Origin of the sequence: Pseudomonas sp. G2-4, assembly GCF_030064125.1 — a bacterium.
GTDB lineage: Bacteria > Pseudomonadota > Gammaproteobacteria > Pseudomonadales > Pseudomonadaceae > Aquipseudomonas.
In genome coordinates, this window is sequence record NZ_CP125957.1 from 1,538,537 (window position 1) to 1,555,685 (window position 17,149).

Annotated in this window: 17 protein-coding genes; 9 read left to right on the forward strand and 8 right to left on the reverse strand. The window is 60.8% G+C overall.

Translation table 11 applies throughout. From position 1 onward, the window contains the following. Positions 1-20: 20 nt before the first annotated feature. From QNH97_RS06900 to QNH97_RS06915, 4 genes are read right to left on the reverse strand one after another with little or no spacing between them, the layout of a single operon-like run. A complete protein-coding gene (locus QNH97_RS06900; RefSeq protein ID WP_283556175.1) occupies positions 21-1,058 on the reverse strand; it encodes an AbrB family transcriptional regulator in 1,038 nt (345 codons plus the stop codon). Next, positions 1,051-2,565, reverse strand: a complete 1,515-nt coding sequence (locus QNH97_RS06905) for a tripartite tricarboxylate transporter permease (RefSeq protein ID WP_283556176.1) — start codon at positions 2,563-2,565, stop codon at positions 1,051-1,053. The genes QNH97_RS06900 and QNH97_RS06905 overlap by 8 nt, the downstream gene beginning before the upstream one ends. A gap of 1 nt (position 2,566) precedes the next feature. Continuing rightward, positions 2,567-3,028, reverse strand: a complete 462-nt coding sequence (locus QNH97_RS06910; RefSeq protein ID WP_283556177.1) for a tripartite tricarboxylate transporter TctB family protein — start codon at positions 3,026-3,028, stop codon at positions 2,567-2,569. Positions 3,029-3,084: 56 nt separating this feature from the next. After that, positions 3,085-4,062 (reverse strand): Bug family tripartite tricarboxylate transporter substrate binding protein, encoded by a 978-nt coding sequence (locus QNH97_RS06915; protein WP_283556178.1) that lies wholly within the window; start codon positions 4,060-4,062, stop codon positions 3,085-3,087. Positions 4,063-4,520: 458 nt separating this feature from the next. Between QNH97_RS06915 and tctD the strand changes: the two genes are divergently transcribed. Continuing rightward, positions 4,521-5,192: a two-component system response regulator TctD gene (gene tctD / locus QNH97_RS06920; RefSeq protein ID WP_025212358.1), complete on the forward strand. Its 672-nt coding sequence runs from the start codon at positions 4,521-4,523 to the stop codon at positions 5,190-5,192. Next, positions 5,185-6,576, forward strand: coding sequence for a two-component system sensor histidine kinase TctE (gene tctE, locus QNH97_RS06925; protein WP_283556179.1), 1,392 nt, complete (start codon positions 5,185-5,187; stop codon positions 6,574-6,576). The genes tctD and tctE overlap by 8 nt, the downstream gene beginning before the upstream one ends. 131 nt (positions 6,577-6,707) lie before the next feature. On the opposite strand, the gene QNH97_RS06930 is transcribed toward tctE, so the two are convergent. Next, the gene (locus tag QNH97_RS06930; RefSeq protein ID WP_283556180.1) at positions 6,708-7,529 is read right to left on the reverse strand and encodes an HDOD domain-containing protein; all 822 of its coding nucleotides are present in this window, start codon (positions 7,527-7,529) and stop codon (positions 6,708-6,710) included. Between the two features lie 35 nt (positions 7,530-7,564). Beyond that, a complete protein-coding gene (gene ygfZ / locus QNH97_RS06935; RefSeq protein WP_283556181.1) occupies positions 7,565-8,506 on the reverse strand; it encodes a CAF17-like 4Fe-4S cluster assembly/insertion protein YgfZ in 942 nt (313 codons plus the stop codon). Between the two features lie 149 nt (positions 8,507-8,655). Between ygfZ and QNH97_RS06940 the strand changes: the two genes are divergently transcribed. Both QNH97_RS06940 and QNH97_RS06945 read left to right on the forward strand, forming a co-directional pair. Further along, entirely contained in the window at positions 8,656-8,910 is a 255-nt protein-coding gene (locus QNH97_RS06940) for an FAD assembly factor SdhE (RefSeq protein WP_003184348.1), read from the forward strand. After that, complete coding sequence (locus tag QNH97_RS06945; protein ID WP_283556182.1) at positions 8,894-9,346, forward strand: protein YgfX; 453 nt, start codon at positions 8,894-8,896, stop codon at positions 9,344-9,346. The genes QNH97_RS06940 and QNH97_RS06945 overlap by 17 nt, the downstream gene beginning before the upstream one ends. Here the strand turns inward: QNH97_RS06945 and nadB are convergent. Beyond that, a complete protein-coding gene (nadB, locus tag QNH97_RS06950) occupies positions 9,315-10,931 on the reverse strand; it encodes an L-aspartate oxidase (protein WP_283556183.1) in 1,617 nt (538 codons plus the stop codon). The genes QNH97_RS06945 and nadB overlap by 32 nt on opposite strands. Before the next feature lie 558 nt (positions 10,932-11,489). Between nadB and rpoE the strand changes: the two genes are divergently transcribed. The 4 genes from rpoE (at position 11,490) to QNH97_RS06970 (ending at position 15,307) form a co-directional block, all read left to right on the forward strand. Continuing rightward, a complete protein-coding gene (gene rpoE / locus QNH97_RS06955; protein ID WP_003172477.1) occupies positions 11,490-12,071 on the forward strand; it encodes an RNA polymerase sigma factor RpoE/AlgU in 582 nt (193 codons plus the stop codon). Between the two features lie 30 nt (positions 12,072-12,101). After that, positions 12,102-12,689 (forward strand): sigma-E factor negative regulatory protein, encoded by a 588-nt coding sequence (locus QNH97_RS06960; RefSeq protein ID WP_283556184.1) that lies wholly within the window; start codon positions 12,102-12,104, stop codon positions 12,687-12,689. Positions 12,690-12,698: 9 nt separating this feature from the next. Further along, complete coding sequence (locus tag QNH97_RS06965; protein ID WP_283556185.1) at positions 12,699-13,646, forward strand: MucB/RseB C-terminal domain-containing protein; 948 nt, start codon at positions 12,699-12,701, stop codon at positions 13,644-13,646. Between the two features lie 230 nt (positions 13,647-13,876). After that, positions 13,877-15,307: a DegQ family serine endoprotease gene (locus QNH97_RS06970; RefSeq protein ID WP_283556186.1), complete on the forward strand. Its 1,431-nt coding sequence runs from the start codon at positions 13,877-13,879 to the stop codon at positions 15,305-15,307. A 63-nt stretch (positions 15,308-15,370) separates the two neighbouring features. On the opposite strand, the gene QNH97_RS06975 is transcribed toward QNH97_RS06970, so the two are convergent. Then, a complete protein-coding gene (locus QNH97_RS06975; protein ID WP_283556187.1) occupies positions 15,371-16,804 on the reverse strand; it encodes a M48 family metalloprotease in 1,434 nt (477 codons plus the stop codon). A 98-nt stretch (positions 16,805-16,902) separates the two neighbouring features. Between QNH97_RS06975 and QNH97_RS06980 the strand changes: the two genes are divergently transcribed. After that, the gene (locus QNH97_RS06980) at positions 16,903-17,142 is read left to right on the forward strand and encodes a sulfurtransferase TusA family protein (protein WP_186612232.1); all 240 of its coding nucleotides are present in this window, start codon (positions 16,903-16,905) and stop codon (positions 17,140-17,142) included. The last annotated feature ends 7 nt before the right edge of the window (positions 17,143-17,149 follow it).

Here is a 17,149-nt window from a genome sequence, read left to right on the forward strand (position 1 = left end):
GATGAAGGCGCCGAGGACTATCAGACCGAACCCGGCTTGCGCATCCAATACCTGAACAACGGCTCCGCCAGGAACAGCACGAACAACAGCCGCATCACCTGCAACGCCGTCACCAATGGCACCGACAGCTGCAGCGTCTCTGCGGTCAGGCTCATCTCGGCGATGCCGCCGGGCATCATGCCCAGTGTCAGCGAGCGTAAGTCCAGATGGGTCAGCGTGCTCAGGCCCAGGGCGGCGAGCGTGGCGATCAGCATCGTCAATACCGTGCCGATCAGGGTGCGTCCCATGAACGATGGCGCCCGGCGGAAGAACTGCCGGTTGAAATGACAGCCCAGTCCACTGCCGATCAGCCACTGGCCGATCTGGCTGGCACCATCGGGCAGGCCGATGTGCAGGTCCCAGCCGACGCTCACCGCCGCACTCACCAGCAACGGGCCGAACAACCATGGGTTGGGTTGGCGCAAGCGCTCCCAAATCCAGGCGAGCAGGGCGCCCGCCGGGAACAAAATGGCCAGCCACAACCAGTCCACCGTCGTGGGGTGCTGCAGCGGGGCGCCTTCGCCCAGCAGATATTTGAAGGCCGCCGGCACGCACAGCACCACCACCAGCACTCGCAAGCTCTGGCCCGCAGCAACGCGACTGAGGTCCGCGCCGTTGCGGGCGCCGAGGTTGACCATTTCGCCGGAGCCGCCCGGCATGCTGGAGAAGAAAGCGGTGGCGCGGTCTTCGCCAGTACGGCGCATCAACCACACACTCACTATGCTGGACACGCTGGTGATCAGCGCGCCGAAAAAGATCAAGCCGAAGTGGCTCAGGACTTGTTCCATCACCACGGGGGTGAAGTGCAGGCCGATACCGATGCCCACCACCCATTGGCCGCATTTACGGCCGCCGGGAATTTCCATCAGTTGCCACGGGGTCAGGCAGCGCACCAGGATGATCGCCAGTAACGAGCCGACCATCCAGGGCAATGGCCAGCCGATCAGGCTGGCCAGATAACCGCCGGCCAGACCGACCAGCGGTGTTCCCCACCATTGTCTGAAGATCGCTTCAGACATTGGCCAGGGCGCGACGTTGTGCGGCGCGGCGACGCCAGATCCGCAGCAACGGCATGAACAGCATGATCGCCGTCAGCACCCAGCAACCAAAGGTGATTGGGCTCGACCAGAGGATTTCCAGCGCTCCGTTGGAAATCGACAGGGCACGGCGCAGGTTCTGCTCCATCAGGCCACCGAGGATGAAGCCCAGCAGGACGGGCGACAACGGGAAATCCAGCTTGCGCAGGATGTAGCCGAAGATACCGATGCCGATCATCAGGAACAGGTCGAATGTGGTCGCATGCACTGCGTAGACGCCGATCCCGGTGATGATCGCGATGACCGGCACCAGTGCCCAGTTCGGCACGGCCAGGATGCGGGTAAAGATGCGAATCATCGGGATGTTGAGGATCACCAGCATGATGTTGGCGACGAACAACGATGCGATCAGGCCCCAGACGATATCGGGCTGTTGCTGGAACAGCAGCGGACCGGGGGTGATGTTGTACAGCGACAGCGCGCCGATCATCACCGCTGTAGTCCCCGAGCCGGGAACGCCGAGGGTCAGCATTGGCACCAGCGCACCGCAGGCCGCGCCGCCGATAGCGGTTTCCGGAGCGGCGAGGCCGCGCTTGTCGCCCTGGCCGAACGTGCCGCTGGCACCGGCAATGCGTTTTTCAGTCATGTAGGCCACGGCACTGGCCAGCGTCGCACCGGCACCCGGCAGCACGCCCATGATGAAGCCGAGCACGCCGCACCGCAGGTTCACGGTGAAGACCGACGCCGCTTCCTTGAAGTTGAACATCATCCGCCCGGTGGCTTTCACCGCTTCCTGGCCGCGATGGGTTTTCTCCAGCAACAACAGGATTTCGCTGATGGAGAACAGACCCAGCACCAACACGACGAACTGAATGCCGTCGGTCAAGTGGATGTTGTCGCCAGTGAAACGATAGACACCACTGTTGGCATCGATCCCGACGCAGGACAGGAACAGCCCGATCAGCGCTGCAAGGAACGTCTTGAGCGGTCGGTCGCCGGCCATGCCGCCGAGACAGACAATGGCGAAGACCATCAGGACGAAATATTCCGCCGGCCCGAAGGCAATCGCCCATTTGGCCAGCAACGGCGCGAACAGCACCATGCCACAGGTGGCGATGAATGCGCCGATGAACGAACTCCACGCTGACAGTGACAGCGCCACCCCGGCCAGGCCTTGGCGGGCCATTGGGTAACCGTCGAGCGTGGTCATCACGGTGGAGGCTTCGCCCGGGATGTTGAGCAGGATCGAGCTGATCCGTCCACCGTACTCGCAACCCAGGTACACCGCCGCCAGCAGAATCAGCGCCGATTCCGGCGGCAGGCCCAGGGCGAACGCAATCGGGATCAACAGCGCCACGCCGTTGATCGGGCCGAGGCCAGGCAGCAGGCCGACGACGGTGCCGATCAGGGTGCCGGTCAGTGCGGTGACGAGGTTGTAGGGGGTCAGTGCAACGCCAAAACCCTGGCCGAGATAATTCAGGGTATCCATATCAATTCTCCAGGACGTCGAGCAGGCCCAGGGGCAGCGGCACGTCCATCAGCTTGTCGAACAACAGATAAAGACCAATGGCCATCAGGCTGATGATCACGGTGCTCGGCACCCAGCGCCCGCCATACAGACGCGCCATCGGCACGCCGATCAGGATGCTGGCGACAATGAAGCCCAGGGGTTCGAAGGTCCCGGCGAATACCAGCAGCAGCGCCACACAGATGCCGATCTTCTGCAGGGTTTCACGGTCCAGGTGCGGGTCCTCGTCGCTGTGCACGATCGGAGTCGGACGGAACACCATGTACAGCAGCGCCAGGCCCATCAGCCCCAGCATCAGCAAGGGAAAGGCGCGTGGGCCGACCGGTTCGTAGGAAAAGGCTGCCTGATACGGCCAGGCCATCAGCGCGAGGCCGATGCAGACCAGCAGCAGCAGCGCAGCAAAAATACGTTGGATAGTGAGCATGACTAACTCCTGGGCGACGCCGGCGTATGCCAGCGCCGCCGCGAGAACAGAGACGGTTACTGGATCAGGCCGAACTCTTTGGCCAACACCTTGTAATCAGCCACTTGCTTCTTCACATAGGTGTCCAATTCCGGGCCGGTCATGGCAAACGGGAACAGCTCGCGCTGGTCACGCAGCTTGGCGAACTCTTCGGAAGCCAGCAGCTTGTCGAACGCGTCTTTCCACCAGGCGTAGTCTTCGTCGCTCACTTTTGGCCCGAGGTAGAAGCCGCGAACCACCGGCCAGACGATGTCGTAGCCTTGCTCTTTGGCAGTTGGAATGTCTTTCATCTCCGGCTCGTCGAGGCGTTTCTCGGCAAACACGGCCAGCAGGCGCATGTCGCCGCTCTGGATGTGGGGCATGGAGTCGGAAATGTCGGTACTGCCGACCTGGATGTGGCCGCCGAGCAGCGCGGTGGCGATTTCACCACCACCTTCGAGGGCTACGTAGCGCAGGTCGCGCGGGTTGATGCCGGCGGCTTTGGCGATCAGGGCGGTCTGCATCCAGTCCTGGCTGCCGACGGTGCCGCCGGAACCGATGACCACCGAACCCGGGTCTTTCTTCAGGGCCTGTACCAGATCGTCGAGGTTCTTGTAGGGTGAATCGCTTTTTACGGCGATGGCGCCATAGCTGGTGCCGACGGCGGCCAGCCAGCGCACGGCGCTTTCATCGAAACGACCGAACTTGCCCTGGGCCAGGTTCAGCAACGAGCCGCTGGACCAGGCTACCAATGTGCCGCCGTCTGCTGGACGCTGAGCGACGACTGCGTTGTAGGCCACTGCGCCGACGCCGCCCGGCATGTAGGTGACGCGCATTGGTTTGCTCAGCAGCTTTTGATTGACTAGTGCGCTTTGTACCAGTTTGCAGGTCAAGTCAAAGCCGCCGCCAGGGGAGGCTGGGGCGATACATTCCGGGCGCTTCGGTTCAGCGAGCAGCTGTCCGGCGAACATCAGGCATCCGACGGCCAGGGCTACTTTACGCAGTGATAGGTTCATCATCGTCTCCACAGGAGTTGTTGTTGTGTGTGGTGCAAATTCGGTGTCGATGGGTTCCCGACCTGATCGTCGCCCATGGCGGGCGCAGGGTGTGGCGGGACGTCCCGGGATTGAAGGCAAGCGAAGGCGCTGGACCGAGGAGCGGCGGCATCGGCCACGGCGGTCTGATTGAGGCGGGAGGGGCGAGCAGGCGTTGGGGCCTGGAGCTGTAGGAACAGCATGGTGAATACTCCGCTTTTATTGTTCTTATTTGGCGAAAACGCTTCGAGGCGTTTTTCGTTCGCAATACAAGTCGCGATTGGCCAGTCGAAACTGTCCGTGTTGAGACTCTAACGGCCCAACCTTTCGCTAACCTTTCAGCAGGCTTTCATGATTCTTTTGCCTCCACAGCGGCGGACTCGGCTGTAAACTCCGCGCCAAAGAATGGCGCCGACCATCCCTGAATCGAGGAAAAATCCATGCGTGTTCTGCTCGTTGAAGACCATCTGCAGCTCGCTGAAAGTGTAGCCCAGGCACTCAAGAGCACCGGTTTGACCGTGGATGTGCTGCACGACGGGGTGGCGGCCGACCTGGCCTTGAGCAGCGAGGAATACGCCGTGGCGATCCTCGATGTGGGGCTGCCGCGCATGGATGGCTTCGAGGTGCTGGCGCGCCTGCGCTCGCGAGGCAAGACCCTGCCGGTGCTGATGCTGACCGCTCGCAGTGACGTCAAGGACCGGGTCCATGGCCTGAACCTGGGCGCCGACGATTACCTGGCCAAGCCCTTCGAGCTCACTGAGCTTGAAGCGCGCGTCAAGGCGTTGCTGCGTCGTAGCGTGTTGGGCGGTGAACGCCAGCAGCGCTGTGGCGGGCTGGTCTATGACCTGGACACTCGCCGCTTCACCCTCGACGACGAGCTGCTGACCCTGACGTCACGTGAGCAGGCCGTGCTGGAAGCGTTGATTGCCCGGCCCGGTCGGGTGATGAGCAAGGAGCAAGTGGCGGCCCAGGTATTCGGCCTGGACGAAGAGGCCAGCCCTGACGCCATCGAAATCTACATCCACCGCCTGCGCAAGAAGCTCGACGGCCATGCCGTGGCAATCGTGACATTCCGGGGCCTGGGTTACCTGCTGGAAAACCGCGATGCATAAGCCCGACAGCCTGCGGTGGCGGCTGCTGCGCAACCTCGCACTGCTGCTGGTGGTACTGATGCTCGCCAGCGGCCTGAGTGCCTACTGGAACGGCCGTGAGGCCGCCGATACCGCCTACGATCGCACCCTCCTGGCCTCGGCACGGACCATCGCCGCCGGTCTTTCGCAGCGTGATGGCAGCCTCAGCGCGGATGTGCCTTACGTGGCGCTGGATACCTTCGCCTACGACAGCGCCGGGCGCATTTATTACCAGGTCAATGACATCAATAAGAAGCTGATTTCCGGTTACGAAAACCTGCCCGGGCCGCCCCCCGGCACGTTGCGCACGGACGATTACCCGGCTCTGGCCCGCTTTTACAACGCTCGCTATCAGGGTCAGAACGTGCGGGTGGTCAGCCTGCTCAAGGCAGTGAGCGAGCCGGAAATGAACGGCATGGCGGAAATTCGCGTGGCGGAAACCGAAGAGGCGCGGGTCAGCATGGCCCGCAGCTTGGCGGCCGACACCTTGTTACGCCTGGGCATGCTGGCCATTGGGGCGCTGTTGTTGGTGTGGTTTGCGGTCAGTGCCGCGCTGCGCCCGCTGGAGCGCTTGCGCACGGCGGTGGAAGAGCGTCAGCCGGACGATCTGCGGCCATTGCCGCTGGTGGAAGTCCAGCATGAGCTTTGGCCCCTGGTGCGGGCCCTCAACCATTTCACTGAGCGTCTGCGTGGGCAGTTCGAACGCCAGGCGCAATTCATTGCCGATGCTGCCCATGAACTGCGCACGCCCCTGGCCGCACTCAAGGCGCGCCTTGAGCTGGGCCTGCGCGCCAGTGAGCCGGCGACCTGGCGTGAAACCCTGGAAACCGCGGCGCAGGGAACCGACCGGCTGACCCACCTGGCGAATCAGTTGCTGTCCCTGGCGCGCGTGGAGAACGGCGCCCGGGCCATTGCCGAGGGCGGTGCCCAGTTGCTTGATCTGAGCCAATTGGCCCGTGAATTAGGGATGGCCATGGCCCCGCTGGCCCATGCCCGAGGCGTAGCGTTGGCCCTGGAAGCCGACGAACCCGTGTGGCTGCGGGGCGAGCCGACGTTGTTGAACGAGCTGTTGAGCAATCTGGTGGACAACGCCCTGGCCCATACGCCGCAGGGCGGGAATGTGATCCTGCGGGTCACGGCGCCGGCGGTGCTGGAGGTAGAGGACGATGGCCCCGGCATTCCGCTGCATGAGCGGGACCGAGTGTTTGAGCGCTTCTATCGACGCAACCAGCAAGTGGCCGGTTCAGGCTTGGGATTGGCGATTGTCGGGGAAATCTGCCGGGCCCACTTGGCGCAGATTACCCTGCATGACGGGCAGGAAGGTGGATTGAAGGTGCGGGTGAGTTTTATCCCAGGTTCAGATTAATTATCGAACACATTGTGGCGAGGGAGCTTGCTCCCGCTCGACTGCGCAGCAGGCGCAAGGCTTATGGGACCGCTTCGCGGTCCAGCGGGAGCAAGCGCCCTCGCCACAGGGAAATAGGTTTACGCTTGGGCTTAATAAAACATCGACCGCGCTTCTTCGATATCCGCACACCGGGCCTTGTTGTCCGGGTCGATCCCCAGCTTCTTGAACGCCGGAACCGCAAACACATCAACCTCGCTGAGGGGATGGTCGGTGTCCTTGTAGCAATACAGCGCAGCAATCTGCACCAGGTCGACATAATCGATTTGCTTCGAATCCCGGGTGAAATCCAGATACAACCCTGGCAGCTTCACCAGCCTCTCCGGAAACTCCCAGACGCTGAGCAACTTGTCCCCCAGTACCGGGTGAATCGTTTCGATGACATGGTTAAGGCTGACCGGATCCGACAGCAATTCGTTGTTGTCCTGCGCATAGGTCAGGATCGGCAGTACGCCAATCTGATGCACCAGTCCGCCCAACGCCGCCTGATCAGGCTTGAGCTGCGTATAACCGCGACACAACGCATAGCTGACGCCGGCAATCTCCAGGCTTTTGAGCCAGACTTCGCGCATTTTCTGCTCCACCACCTCGGAGCGGGCATGGAATATCTGCTCCATGACCAGGCCGATGGCCAGGTTGCTGCTGTAGTTGACCCCCAGCCGGGTGATGGCCGTGTGCAGGTCCGTGACCTCTTGCGTAGCGCGCAGCAGCGGGCTGTTGACCACTTTTATCAGGCGTGCGGAGAGAGCCGTGTCACGGCCGATCACTTTGCTCAGGTTGCTCACGCTGATTTCCGGGTCTTCGGCGGCCCGGCGAATCTGCAGGGCCACTTCCGGTAATGTTGGCAGAACCAAGTCATCGTTATCGATGGCCTGTACCAAATCCCGTTGGACCTTATCCGCCAAATCGCTCATTTCGGTTCTCTAGGGTGTTGCGACAAATGCTGCTATCAGCGCTGGATCTCGCGGTCACGGTCCAGCTCGTAAGGCAGGTCCAACAACTGCAGGGCCGGGCCGTCCAAAACACCGAGGTGAAGATTACCGCCGTCTGCTGCTTCGGCCTGTAACACCGCCAGCAGTTCAATGTTTCGTTCAGCGCGAGCGGCAATCACCACTTCACCGATGGAACTGCCGTGAGTCGGGGAAAACAGCGCGGTGCCGGGTTCCGGCAGTTCGCTGGCGTCCAGTCGCAGGCGATACAGGCGTCGTTTGAGCTTGCCCAGGTACTGCATGCGGGCGACGATTTCCTGGCCGGTGTAGCAACCTTTTTTGAAACTCACACCGCCTACGGCTTGCAGGTTGAGCATCTGCGGGATGAACAGTTCGCGGGTGGCCGGCATGACCTGGCCTATCCCGGCGCGGACCTGGCCCAGCAGCCATTGGTTCAGGTCAGCCTCGGTCAATTCTGCGCTCAGCTTGGATTTCAGCGTATCGGCCTGCCCGGCGGGGGCCCACAGTTCGGCCCGGTCGGGAGAGACGCGGATGGCGATCAGGGATTCATGGCGAGCGACACTGTCGGTGTCGACCGGCAGTTCGAGGCCCAGGTCGGTCATCGCTTTGTCGGCGTTTTCCAGGCCGAAACGAACCCAGGCCGCACTTTCATCGGTGAGCTTGGATTTGGAGAACACGGCATATTTTTTTAGATCCGCCAGTTGCGGTTCGAGCAATGGGGTGGCCATGGCCATCAACACACCATCGCCTTCGAGCAGGATGCGGAAACTCGATTGCATCCGGCCTTTCTGGGTGCAGCGGGCACCGAGGCTGGCCCGGCTGTCGTTCAAGTAGTTGAGGTTGCAGGTCAATTGACCCTGCAGGAATTTGCTGGCATCCACGCCGCGGACCGCGAGAACGCCTTCGTGGGACAGGGTGCAGAAAAAAGCGGAATCAGCCATGGGTCATCGCAGGATAAATAGTCTGGTGGACATCATAAGGGGGCGCCCTTGAAATGGGTAGTTCACAAAGGATCGGTGGTGCCCGACCAAAGCTGTCTGTTCCGCGGCGGCGGGGCCTGTATACTTGCGCTCTATTTGAGGAGCGCTCCATGGTCGAAGATGTTGAACTGAATCGCCTCTACTGGCACAGCCGCCGCGGCATGCTTGAGCTGGACGTGTTGCTGGTGCCGTTCGTGAAAGAGGTTTATCCCCATCTTAATGAAGTGGACCGTGCGTGCTATGTCCGTCTGCTCGAGTGCGAGGATCAGGACATGTTTGGCTGGTTCATGGAGCGCAGCGAATCCGAAGATCCAGAGCTGCAACGCATGGTTCGGATGATTCTGGACCGTGTCCAGCCCAAGTAGTCGCTTCGAATGCCGCTGGCAGGCCTGCGGGCAATTGCTGGCGGCCTATCTCCTGGCCCAGGTGTTCGCCTTGGCTTCGTTGTTCCTGTTGTCTGTCCCGTTCTGGTTCACGGCGCTTGGCGTTGCGCTGTGCCTGGCCCATGGCGCCTGGACGATACCGCGAGATATCTTGCTGACCCATCGCCGGGCCTTTTGCGGCTTGCGTCGTGATGCCGGCGGTTGGCAGCTCTGGAGCAGAGCCGATGGCTGGCGGGCGGTGCAGTTGCGCCCTGATAGCCTGGCACTGCCGTTGATCGTCGTGCTGCGTTTTCGCCTGCAAGGGGAGCGGCGGATCCGGTCGCTGTGCGTGCCCCGCAACGCGCTGGCGCCGGATGAGCATCGGCGCCTGCGGGTGCGACTCAAGTTCAGTCGGCGTAGGTGGGCGGCACCAGGATAGTGTCCAGTGCCTCGGGCAGCAGGTTCGGATAGTCGAGGGTGTAATGCAGCCCTCGGCTTTCCTTGCGTTCCATGGCCGAGCGAATCATCAGTTCGGCCACCTGGGCCAGGTTGCGCAGCTCGATCAAGTCGCGGCTGACTTTGTAGTTGCTGTAGAACTCATCGATTTCATCCAGCAACAAGCGCACCCGATGCTGGGCCCTTTGCAGGCGCTTGTTGGTGCGCACGATGCCGACGTAGTCCCACATGAAACGCCGCAGTTCGTCCCAGTTGTGCGCAATGATCACATCCTCATCCGAGTCGGTGACCTGGCTGGCGTCCCAGGATGGCAAGGCGGCGGGAACGGCGATCTGTGGCAACTGTTGAAGAATGTCTGCTGCGGCCGAGCGCGCATAGACGAAACATTCCAGTAGCGAGTTGCTGGCCATGCGGTTGGCGCCATGTAAACCGGTGAAACTGGTTTCGCCAATGGCATACAGGCCTGGCACGTCGGTGCGACCCTGCTGGTCGACCATCACGCCTCCGCAGGTGTAGTGCGCCGCCGGTACCACCGGGATCGGTTGCTTGGTGATGTCGATGGAGAACTCCAGGCAACGCTCGTATACCGTCGGGAAATGGCTCTTGATGAATGCTTCGGGCTTGTGGCTGATGTCCAGGTAAACGCAGTCGATACCCAGGCGCTTCATTTCATGGTCGATCGCCCGGGCGACGATGTCCCGTGGCGCCAGTTCGGCGCGGGGATCGAAGCGCTGCATGAAGCGTTCTCCGTTGGGGAGTTTCAGGTGAGCCCCCTCGCCACGCAGGGCCTCGGTCACCAGAAAACTCTTGGCCAGCGGGTGGTAAAGGCAGGTGGGGTGGAACTGATTGAACTCCAGGTTCGCCACCCGGCAGCCTGAGCGCCAAGCCATGGCAATGCCGTCACCGCAGGCACCATCGGGGTTGCTGGTGTACAGGTAGACTTTTGCTGCGCCACCAGAGGCCAGGATCACGAAACGTGCGCCGTAGGTGTCGACTTCGCCGGTGCCGCGATTGAGCACGTAGGCGCCCAGGCAACGATCACCGTCCAGGCCCAGGCGTTTTTCGGTGATCAGGTCCACCGCGACGCGCTGTTCCAGCAGTTCGATGTTCGGCCGTTGCCGGGCCTTGGCCAGCAGGGTCTTGAAGATCGCAGCGCCGGTGGCATCGGCGGCGTGAATAATGCGCCGGTGGCTGTGGCCGCCTTCGCGAGTCAAATGAAACTCGAAACCGCCGTCCTCGGTGCCGGATTGCTCATCGCGGGTGAACGGCACGCCTTGGTCGATCAGCCACTGGATGGCTTCTTTGCTGTGTTCGACGGTGAAGCGCACCGCTTGCGGATTGCACAAGCCACCGCCGGCGTTGAGGGTGTCTTCGACGTGGGATTCAATGGTGTCGGTGTCATCCAGCACGGCTGCGACGCCGCCTTGGGCCCAGAATGTCGAGCCATTGGCCAGGTCGCCTTTGCTCAGCACTGCAATGCGCAGATGCTCCGGCAGGGTCAGTGCAAGGCTCAAGCCGGCGGCGCCGCTGCCGATTACGAGAACATCGTGTTGAAACTGTTGGCTCATTTGGAAGGTTTCCGCTCAAGGCGACCCGGGTTGGGGTTGGCGCAGGACATCCGCTTTAACGGGTCAGGCAGCCACGCAGCCCACTAGTATATAGAGGGGGGGATCGGCACAATAGCCGGGCATACATGGCAATGTGAAACCAGCGTGACAGAAAAGCGACACGCTTCGTCGGATCACGGTTTCGCCAAAACGGTGATAAGGCGGCCGTTTCGAGGACAGAACGCTGTTTATCTCGTCATGGTTGCCCAGGATTGAATGCACAACGCTATAAATAGTGGGAACTTTTGCCAATCGCCTACGTTCAATAGACGGTTGTCTGCAAAAGGGAGCAGCGTCGGGTGGATGCAAGATTTCGATTGGAGTCTCTGCGACAGGCCCGGCGACAGATTATTCGCGCAGCCGGGGCATCTCGTGCTGCGTTTTTCGTGCGTGCCGAGATCAGAGCGCGCCGGAAACTTGCTTGGAAGGGGGAGAACTTTTGCGAAAAGCCCGAGTCTATGTTTGCAAGCCCGGTCAATTAGTAATGCAAGCCTCCTTCGAGCTTATCGAGGAGTGTTCATGCTAACCCAGGAAGAGGATCAGCAGCTGGTCGAGCGCGTCCAACGCGGCGACAAGCGAGCTTTCGATCTGCTAGTGCTGAAATACCAGCACAAAATTCTCGGGTTGATCGTGCGTTTTGTGCACGACACCCATGAAGCCCAGGATGTCGCTCAGGAAGCCTTTATCAAGGCTTACCGTGCACTTGGTAATTTTCGCGGGGACAGCGCGTTTTACACGTGGCTTTACCGCATCGCCATTAACACGGCGAAGAACTATCTGGTTTCACGCGGCCGCCGGCCGCCGGATAGCGATGTGAGTTCCGAAGATGCAGAGTTCTATGACGGCGATCATGGCCTCAAGGATCTCGAATCACCGGAACGAGCGTTGCTGCGGGATGAGATCGAAGGCACCGTCCATCGAACTATCCAGCAATTGCCCGAAGATTTGCGTACGGCTTTAACTTTACGTGAATTCGACGGTCTGAGTTACGAGGACATTGCCAGCGTCATGCAATGTCCAGTGGGCACCGTGCGCTCCCGGATTTTCCGCGCTCGGGAGGCCATTGATAAAGCCCTGCAACCGTTGTTGCAGGAAAACTGAGACAGCGGCGACAGCCAAGAGAGGAACGCCATGAGTCGTGAAGCCCTGCAGGAATCGCTGTCCGCAGTGATGGATAACGAAGCGGACGAATTGGAATTGCGTCGGGTACTCAATGCCTTCGACGATGTTGAAACCCGTGAGACCTGGGCTCGTTACCAGATCGCCCGGGCTGTCATGCACAAGGACTTGCTGCTTCCGCGTCTGGACATCGCTGCGGCCGTTTCTGCTGCATTGGCTGACGAAACCGTACCGGCAAAAGCTTCCCGAGGACCATGGCGTAGCCTGGGTCGCCTGGCAGTTGCCGCTTCGGTTACCGTAGCCGTTTTGGCCGGTGTACGTCTGTACAACCAGGATGAGATTGCTGGTGTGCAGATGGCACAGCAGTCCACTCAGCCAGGCCTGGCCGCTCCACAGGTCAAGGGCCCAGCGGTACTGGCTGGTTACAGCGAAGGTTCGGAAGCTGCAGGTCCCATGGTCAACGGTGTTCTGCAAGGCCAGCCCGGCTGGCATGATCAGCGTCTGCCCAACTACCTGCGCCAGCATGCCCAACAGGCTGCCTTGAAGGGTACTGAAAGCGCACTGCCTTACGCCCGTGCAGCCAGCCTGGAAAACCGGTAAGGAGGACTATTGCGCGCCATACCTCTATTCACGCTTCTGCTTGGGGGCTGGTGTGCTGTTCCAGCCTATGCCGGTGAGGCTCAAGACTGGTTGAATCGTCTGAGTCAAGCCGAGCAACAGCAAAGCTTCCAGGGCACTTTCGTCTACGAGCGCAACGGTAGCTTTTCTACCCATAACATCTGGCATCGTGTCCAGGATGGCAAAGTCCGCGAGCGGTTACTCCAGCTCGACGGCTCGGCACAGGAAGTCCTACGCATTGATGGACATACTCAATGCGTCAGCGGCTCCTTGATTGCAGGGCTGGGCAATACGCCCGATGGCAGCGCACGTACACTCGATCCGCAAAAACTCAAGAACTGGTACGACCTTGCCGTCATTGGAAAGTCGCGCGTGGCTGGGCGTCAAGCGGTCATCGTGGCTGTGACGCCCAAGGATCAACATCGCTATGGTTTTGAGCTGCATCTGGACAAGGAGACTGGCTTGCCGCTCAAGTCGTTGTTGCTCAACGACAAGGGTCAATTGCTCGAGCGTTTCCAGTTCACTCGTTTGAGCATTGCCCAGCCCTCAGATGGCGAACTGCAACCCAGTGCCGACTGTAAGGCTGTCACGCAGGAGCAAGATAAAGCCGCCTCAGTGAAAGCCGCCTGGCACTCCGACTGGCTTCCGCCTGGTTTTGAATTGACCAGCAGTACAGCCCGCAAGGATCCGGACACTAAGATCCAGGTCAATAGCTTGATGTACGACGACGGCCTGGCTCGCTTCTCGGTGTTCCTGGAGCCATTGAACGGCGCTAACGCCACCGATACCCGTACGCAACTCGGCCCAACGGCGGCCGTCTCTCGTCGACTTACGACGCCTCAGGGCGAAATGATGGTCACGGTAGTCGGCGAGATTCCGATCGGGACAGCGGAGCGGATCGCGCTCTCCATGCGATCCGACGTCACGGCGACTCAATAGCATGGCGCTTGGGTGGTTCGATTGCGCAAGAGGCTGATAACGCCAGGGCTTGATCGAGATGCCGAAACTTTCTGTCAGCATTTTCATTTGCAAAACTTCTTGTTTTTTTCTATAGGTCAGAGCCGCTCGGCTCTGGCCTTGTCTGTTTCCGGAACAAAAATACCGGCGTATCTCGCCTTGGTGTTTCTTGCTCCATATCGCTTAACCCTGCTCGTCGTAACGGGAGCCGTATGTCGATACCACGCTTGAAAACCTATCTTTCCATTTTTGCCACCGTGCTGGTGCTTGGTCAGGCCGTTCCTGCGGTGGCGGTCGAATTGCCAGATTTCACCCAGTTGGTCGAACAGGCTTCGCCCGCGGTGGTGAATATCAGTACCACCCAGAAGCTGCCGGATCGCCGGATGTCGGACCAACAGATGCCTGATCTGGAAGGATTGCCGCCGGCGCTGCGCGAATTCTTCGAGCGCGGCATGCCGCAGCCGCGTTCGCCGGGTGGCGGTGGCCGTCAGCGCGAAGCACAATCCTTGGGTTCGGGTTTCATTATCTCGCCCGACGGCTACATCCTGACCAATAACCATGTGATCGCCGATGCCGACGAAATCCTGGTGCGTCTGGCTGATCGCAGCGAGCTCAAGGCCAAGCTGGTCGGCACCGACCCACGTTCCGATGTGGCGCTGCTGAAAATCGAGGGCAAGGATCTGCCGGTACTCAAGTTGGGTAAATCCCAAGACTTGAAAGCCGGCCAATGGGTCGTGGCCATCGGTTCGCCGTTCGGCTTCGACCACACCGTGACCCAAGGCATTGTCAGCGCCATCGGTCGTAGCCTGCCAAACGAAAACTACGTGCCCTTCATCCAGACCGACGTGCCGATCAACCCGGGTAACTCCGGTGGTCCGCTGTTCAACCTCGCCGGTGAAGTGGTGGGCATCAACTCCCAGATCTACACCCGTTCGGGCGGTTTCATGGGCGTGTCCTTTGCCATTCCGATCGACGTCGCCATGGACGTCTCCAACCAGCTGAAAAGCGAAGGCAAGGTCAGCCGTGGCTGGCTGGGCGTGGTCATCCAGGAAGTGAACAAGGACTTGGCCGAATCGTTCGGGTTGGAGAAGCCGGCCGGCGCGCTGGTGGCGCAGATCCAGGAAGGTGGTCCGGCTGCCAAGGGGGGCCTGCAAGTGGGTGACGTGATTCTGAGCATGAATGGTCAACCCATCGTCATGTCGGCAGACCTGCCGCACTTGGTGGGTGCCCTCAAGGCGGGTGCCAAGGCCAACCTGGAAGTGATTCGCGAAGGCAAGCGCAAGAACGTCGAGTTGACCGTCGGCGCCATTCCTGAAGAAGGCAAGGAGTTGGATTCGCAGGCTAAGTCTGGCGTCGAGCGCAGCAGCAACCGCCTGGGCGTGGCGGTGGCCGAGCTTACCGAAGAGCAGAAGCGGACCCTGGAACTGCAAGGCGGCGTAGTGATCAAGGAAGTGCAGGAGGGTCCTGCTGCGCTGATCGGCCTGCAGCCGGGCGACATCATCACGCACCTGAACAACCAGGCAATCGGCTCCGCCAAGGAGTTCACCGACATTGCCAAGGCGCTGCCGAAGAATCGCTCGGTGTCGATGCGGGTTCTGCGTCAGGGGCGTGCAAGCTTTATTACCTTCAAGCTGGCCGAATGACCGGTTAGCGGCTCAATAAAAAACCGCCTCGAAAGAGGCGGTTTTTTTGTGCGCGATGAATACTCAGCCCATCATGTCCTTGACCAGGCGCTCCTGCTCCATGAGTTCACGTTGCCGGGCGTCGATGCGTGACGACAGCGGGAAGTTGGTGCCAGCGCGCCGTTTGGCGAAGTCCAGTTGCTGGATGGCCTGGCGGTAGTCACCCACCAGAGCGAAGTACTCGGCCCGCGCTTGGTGCAAACCGATGATATTTCCCGACAGCCCACGAGTCTCAGCCACCATGTACCAGATATCCGGATCGTACGGGCGGGTCTTGAGCAAGTTCTCCAAGGCCTTCTCGGCATCGGCGGGGCGGTTCTGCTTGAGCAACAGGTCGACGTGCACTTGGTTGAGCGGATAGTTGCCGGGGTATTGGCTCAGCATCCGGTCGACGCGGGATTGAGCGTCGGCCAGCTTGTTGCTGGTGATGTCCAGATCCACCTGGGCCAGGTTGTAGATGATCTCGTTGGGCGATTTGGCCAGCAACGGCTTGAGGTTCTCCCGGGCTTCATTCAACTGGCCACCCTTGATCTGCGCAATCGCCAGGCCGTAGCGGGCTACGTCGTTCTTCGGGTTCTCATCCAGTTGTGCCCGGAAGCGCTTGGCGCCCAGGCCTGGGGTTTCTTCATAGGTCAACTGGACCCGTGCGCGAATCAGTTGGTAACGCACACTGTCCTCGATGCCCCCCGGCTTGGCCTGTTCAGCGCGGTTACGGGTGTCGGCGATCCGGGACTCGGTCACCGGGTGAGTCAACAGGAATTCGGGTGGCTTGGCGTCAAAGCGATACTGGCGCATCAGGCGTTCAAACATGGTCGGCATGGACCGCGGATCGTAGCCAGCCTTTTCCAGGTTCTGGATGCCGATGCGGTCGGCTTCCTGTTCGTTCTGGCGGGAGAAGCGCCGCTGTTCCTGGATGGCTGCGGCCTGGGTCCCGGCGATGGCCGCGATCCCGGCGTCACCGCCACCGGCCGCGGCAATCACGATACCGGCCAGCAGCGCCGCCATCATGGGAACCTGCATGCGCTGCTGGGCTTCGACGCCGCGGGCAAAGTGGCGTTGCGACAAATGCGCCAGTTCGTGGGCCATGACCGAGGCGTATTCACCTTCGGTCTGCGCATTGAGGAACAGGCCGCCGTTGACCCCGACGATCCCGCCGGGTGCGGCAAAAGCGTTGAGCTGCGGACTGTTGATCAGGATGAACTCCAGCCGTCGGTCATTGACCTGGCTGGTCTCCACCAGTTTGTAGACGCTGGACTCGACGTAGTCCTTGAGCTGTGGATCGTTGAGCTGTGAAACCTGGCTGCGCAGCAGGGCCAGCCAGGCGCGACCCAACTGGTGTTCCTGTTCCGGCGAGACGATGGCAGAACTGGCGTCGCCAAGTGACGGCAGGTCGTCGGCGAAGCCCGGTGAGGCAAGCAGGCAGGCGAGCGTCAGCAGGGTGGGGCGCAGAAATGTCATGCACGAAGCCTTAGTTGACAAAGACCCTACTGTAGCCGGACACCGGGCCCGGGACCAGATATTCTAGGTCGCTCAATCACCTGCCGCGGAGTGAACCGATGACCGATGCTGTAGCCCACGATGCCGAATTGGACGCCAGCGGCCTGAATTGCCCGTTGCCGTTGCTCAAGGCCAAGTTGGAACTCAATCGCCTGGCCAGCGGCGCCGTGCTCAAGGTGACCGCGACGGATGCGGGCTCCCAGCGGGATTTCCGCACCTTCGCTCGGTTGGCCGGTCATACGCTGCTGCGTGAGGAAGACGAAAACGGCGTCTACCGTTACTGGTTGAAGAAAGCCTGAACAATCG

Bases quoted from the DNA above. Each gene is read 5' to 3' on its own strand.
- QNH97_RS06940 (WP_003184348.1), top strand. From the start codon at position 8,656: ATGGTCGAAGATGTTGAACTGAATCGCCTCTACTGGCACAGCCGCCGC.
- QNH97_RS06975 (WP_283556187.1), bottom strand. From the start codon at position 16,804: ATGACATTTCTGCGCCCCACCCTGCTGACGCTCGCCTGCCTGCTTGCC.
- QNH97_RS06910 (WP_283556177.1), bottom strand. From the start codon at position 3,028: ATGCTCACTATCCAACGTATTTTTGCTGCGCTGCTGCTGCTGGTCTGC.
- ygfZ (WP_283556181.1), bottom strand. From the start codon at position 8,506: ATGGCTGATTCCGCTTTTTTCTGCACCCTGTCCCACGAAGGCGTTCTC.
- tctE (WP_283556179.1), top strand. From the start codon at position 5,185: ATGCATAAGCCCGACAGCCTGCGGTGGCGGCTGCTGCGCAACCTCGCA.
- QNH97_RS06905 (WP_283556176.1), bottom strand. From the start codon at position 2,565: ATGGATACCCTGAATTATCTCGGCCAGGGTTTTGGCGTTGCACTGACC.
- rpoE (WP_003172477.1), top strand. From the start codon at position 11,490: ATGCTAACCCAGGAAGAGGATCAGCAGCTGGTCGAGCGCGTCCAACGC.
- QNH97_RS06915 (WP_283556178.1), bottom strand. From the start codon at position 4,062: ATGAACCTATCACTGCGTAAAGTAGCCCTGGCCGTCGGATGCCTGATG.
- QNH97_RS06930 (WP_283556180.1), bottom strand. From the start codon at position 7,529: ATGAGCGATTTGGCGGATAAGGTCCAACGGGATTTGGTACAGGCCATC.
- QNH97_RS06960 (WP_283556184.1), top strand. From the start codon at position 12,102: ATGAGTCGTGAAGCCCTGCAGGAATCGCTGTCCGCAGTGATGGATAAC.
- nadB (WP_283556183.1), bottom strand. From the start codon at position 10,931: ATGAGCCAACAGTTTCAACACGATGTTCTCGTAATCGGCAGCGGCGCC.
- QNH97_RS06970 (WP_283556186.1), top strand. From the start codon at position 13,877: ATGTCGATACCACGCTTGAAAACCTATCTTTCCATTTTTGCCACCGTG.
- tctD (WP_025212358.1), top strand. From the start codon at position 4,521: ATGCGTGTTCTGCTCGTTGAAGACCATCTGCAGCTCGCTGAAAGTGTA.
- QNH97_RS06980 (WP_186612232.1), top strand. From the start codon at position 16,903: ATGACCGATGCTGTAGCCCACGATGCCGAATTGGACGCCAGCGGCCTG.
- QNH97_RS06900 (WP_283556175.1), bottom strand. From the start codon at position 1,058: ATGTCTGAAGCGATCTTCAGACAATGGTGGGGAACACCGCTGGTCGGT.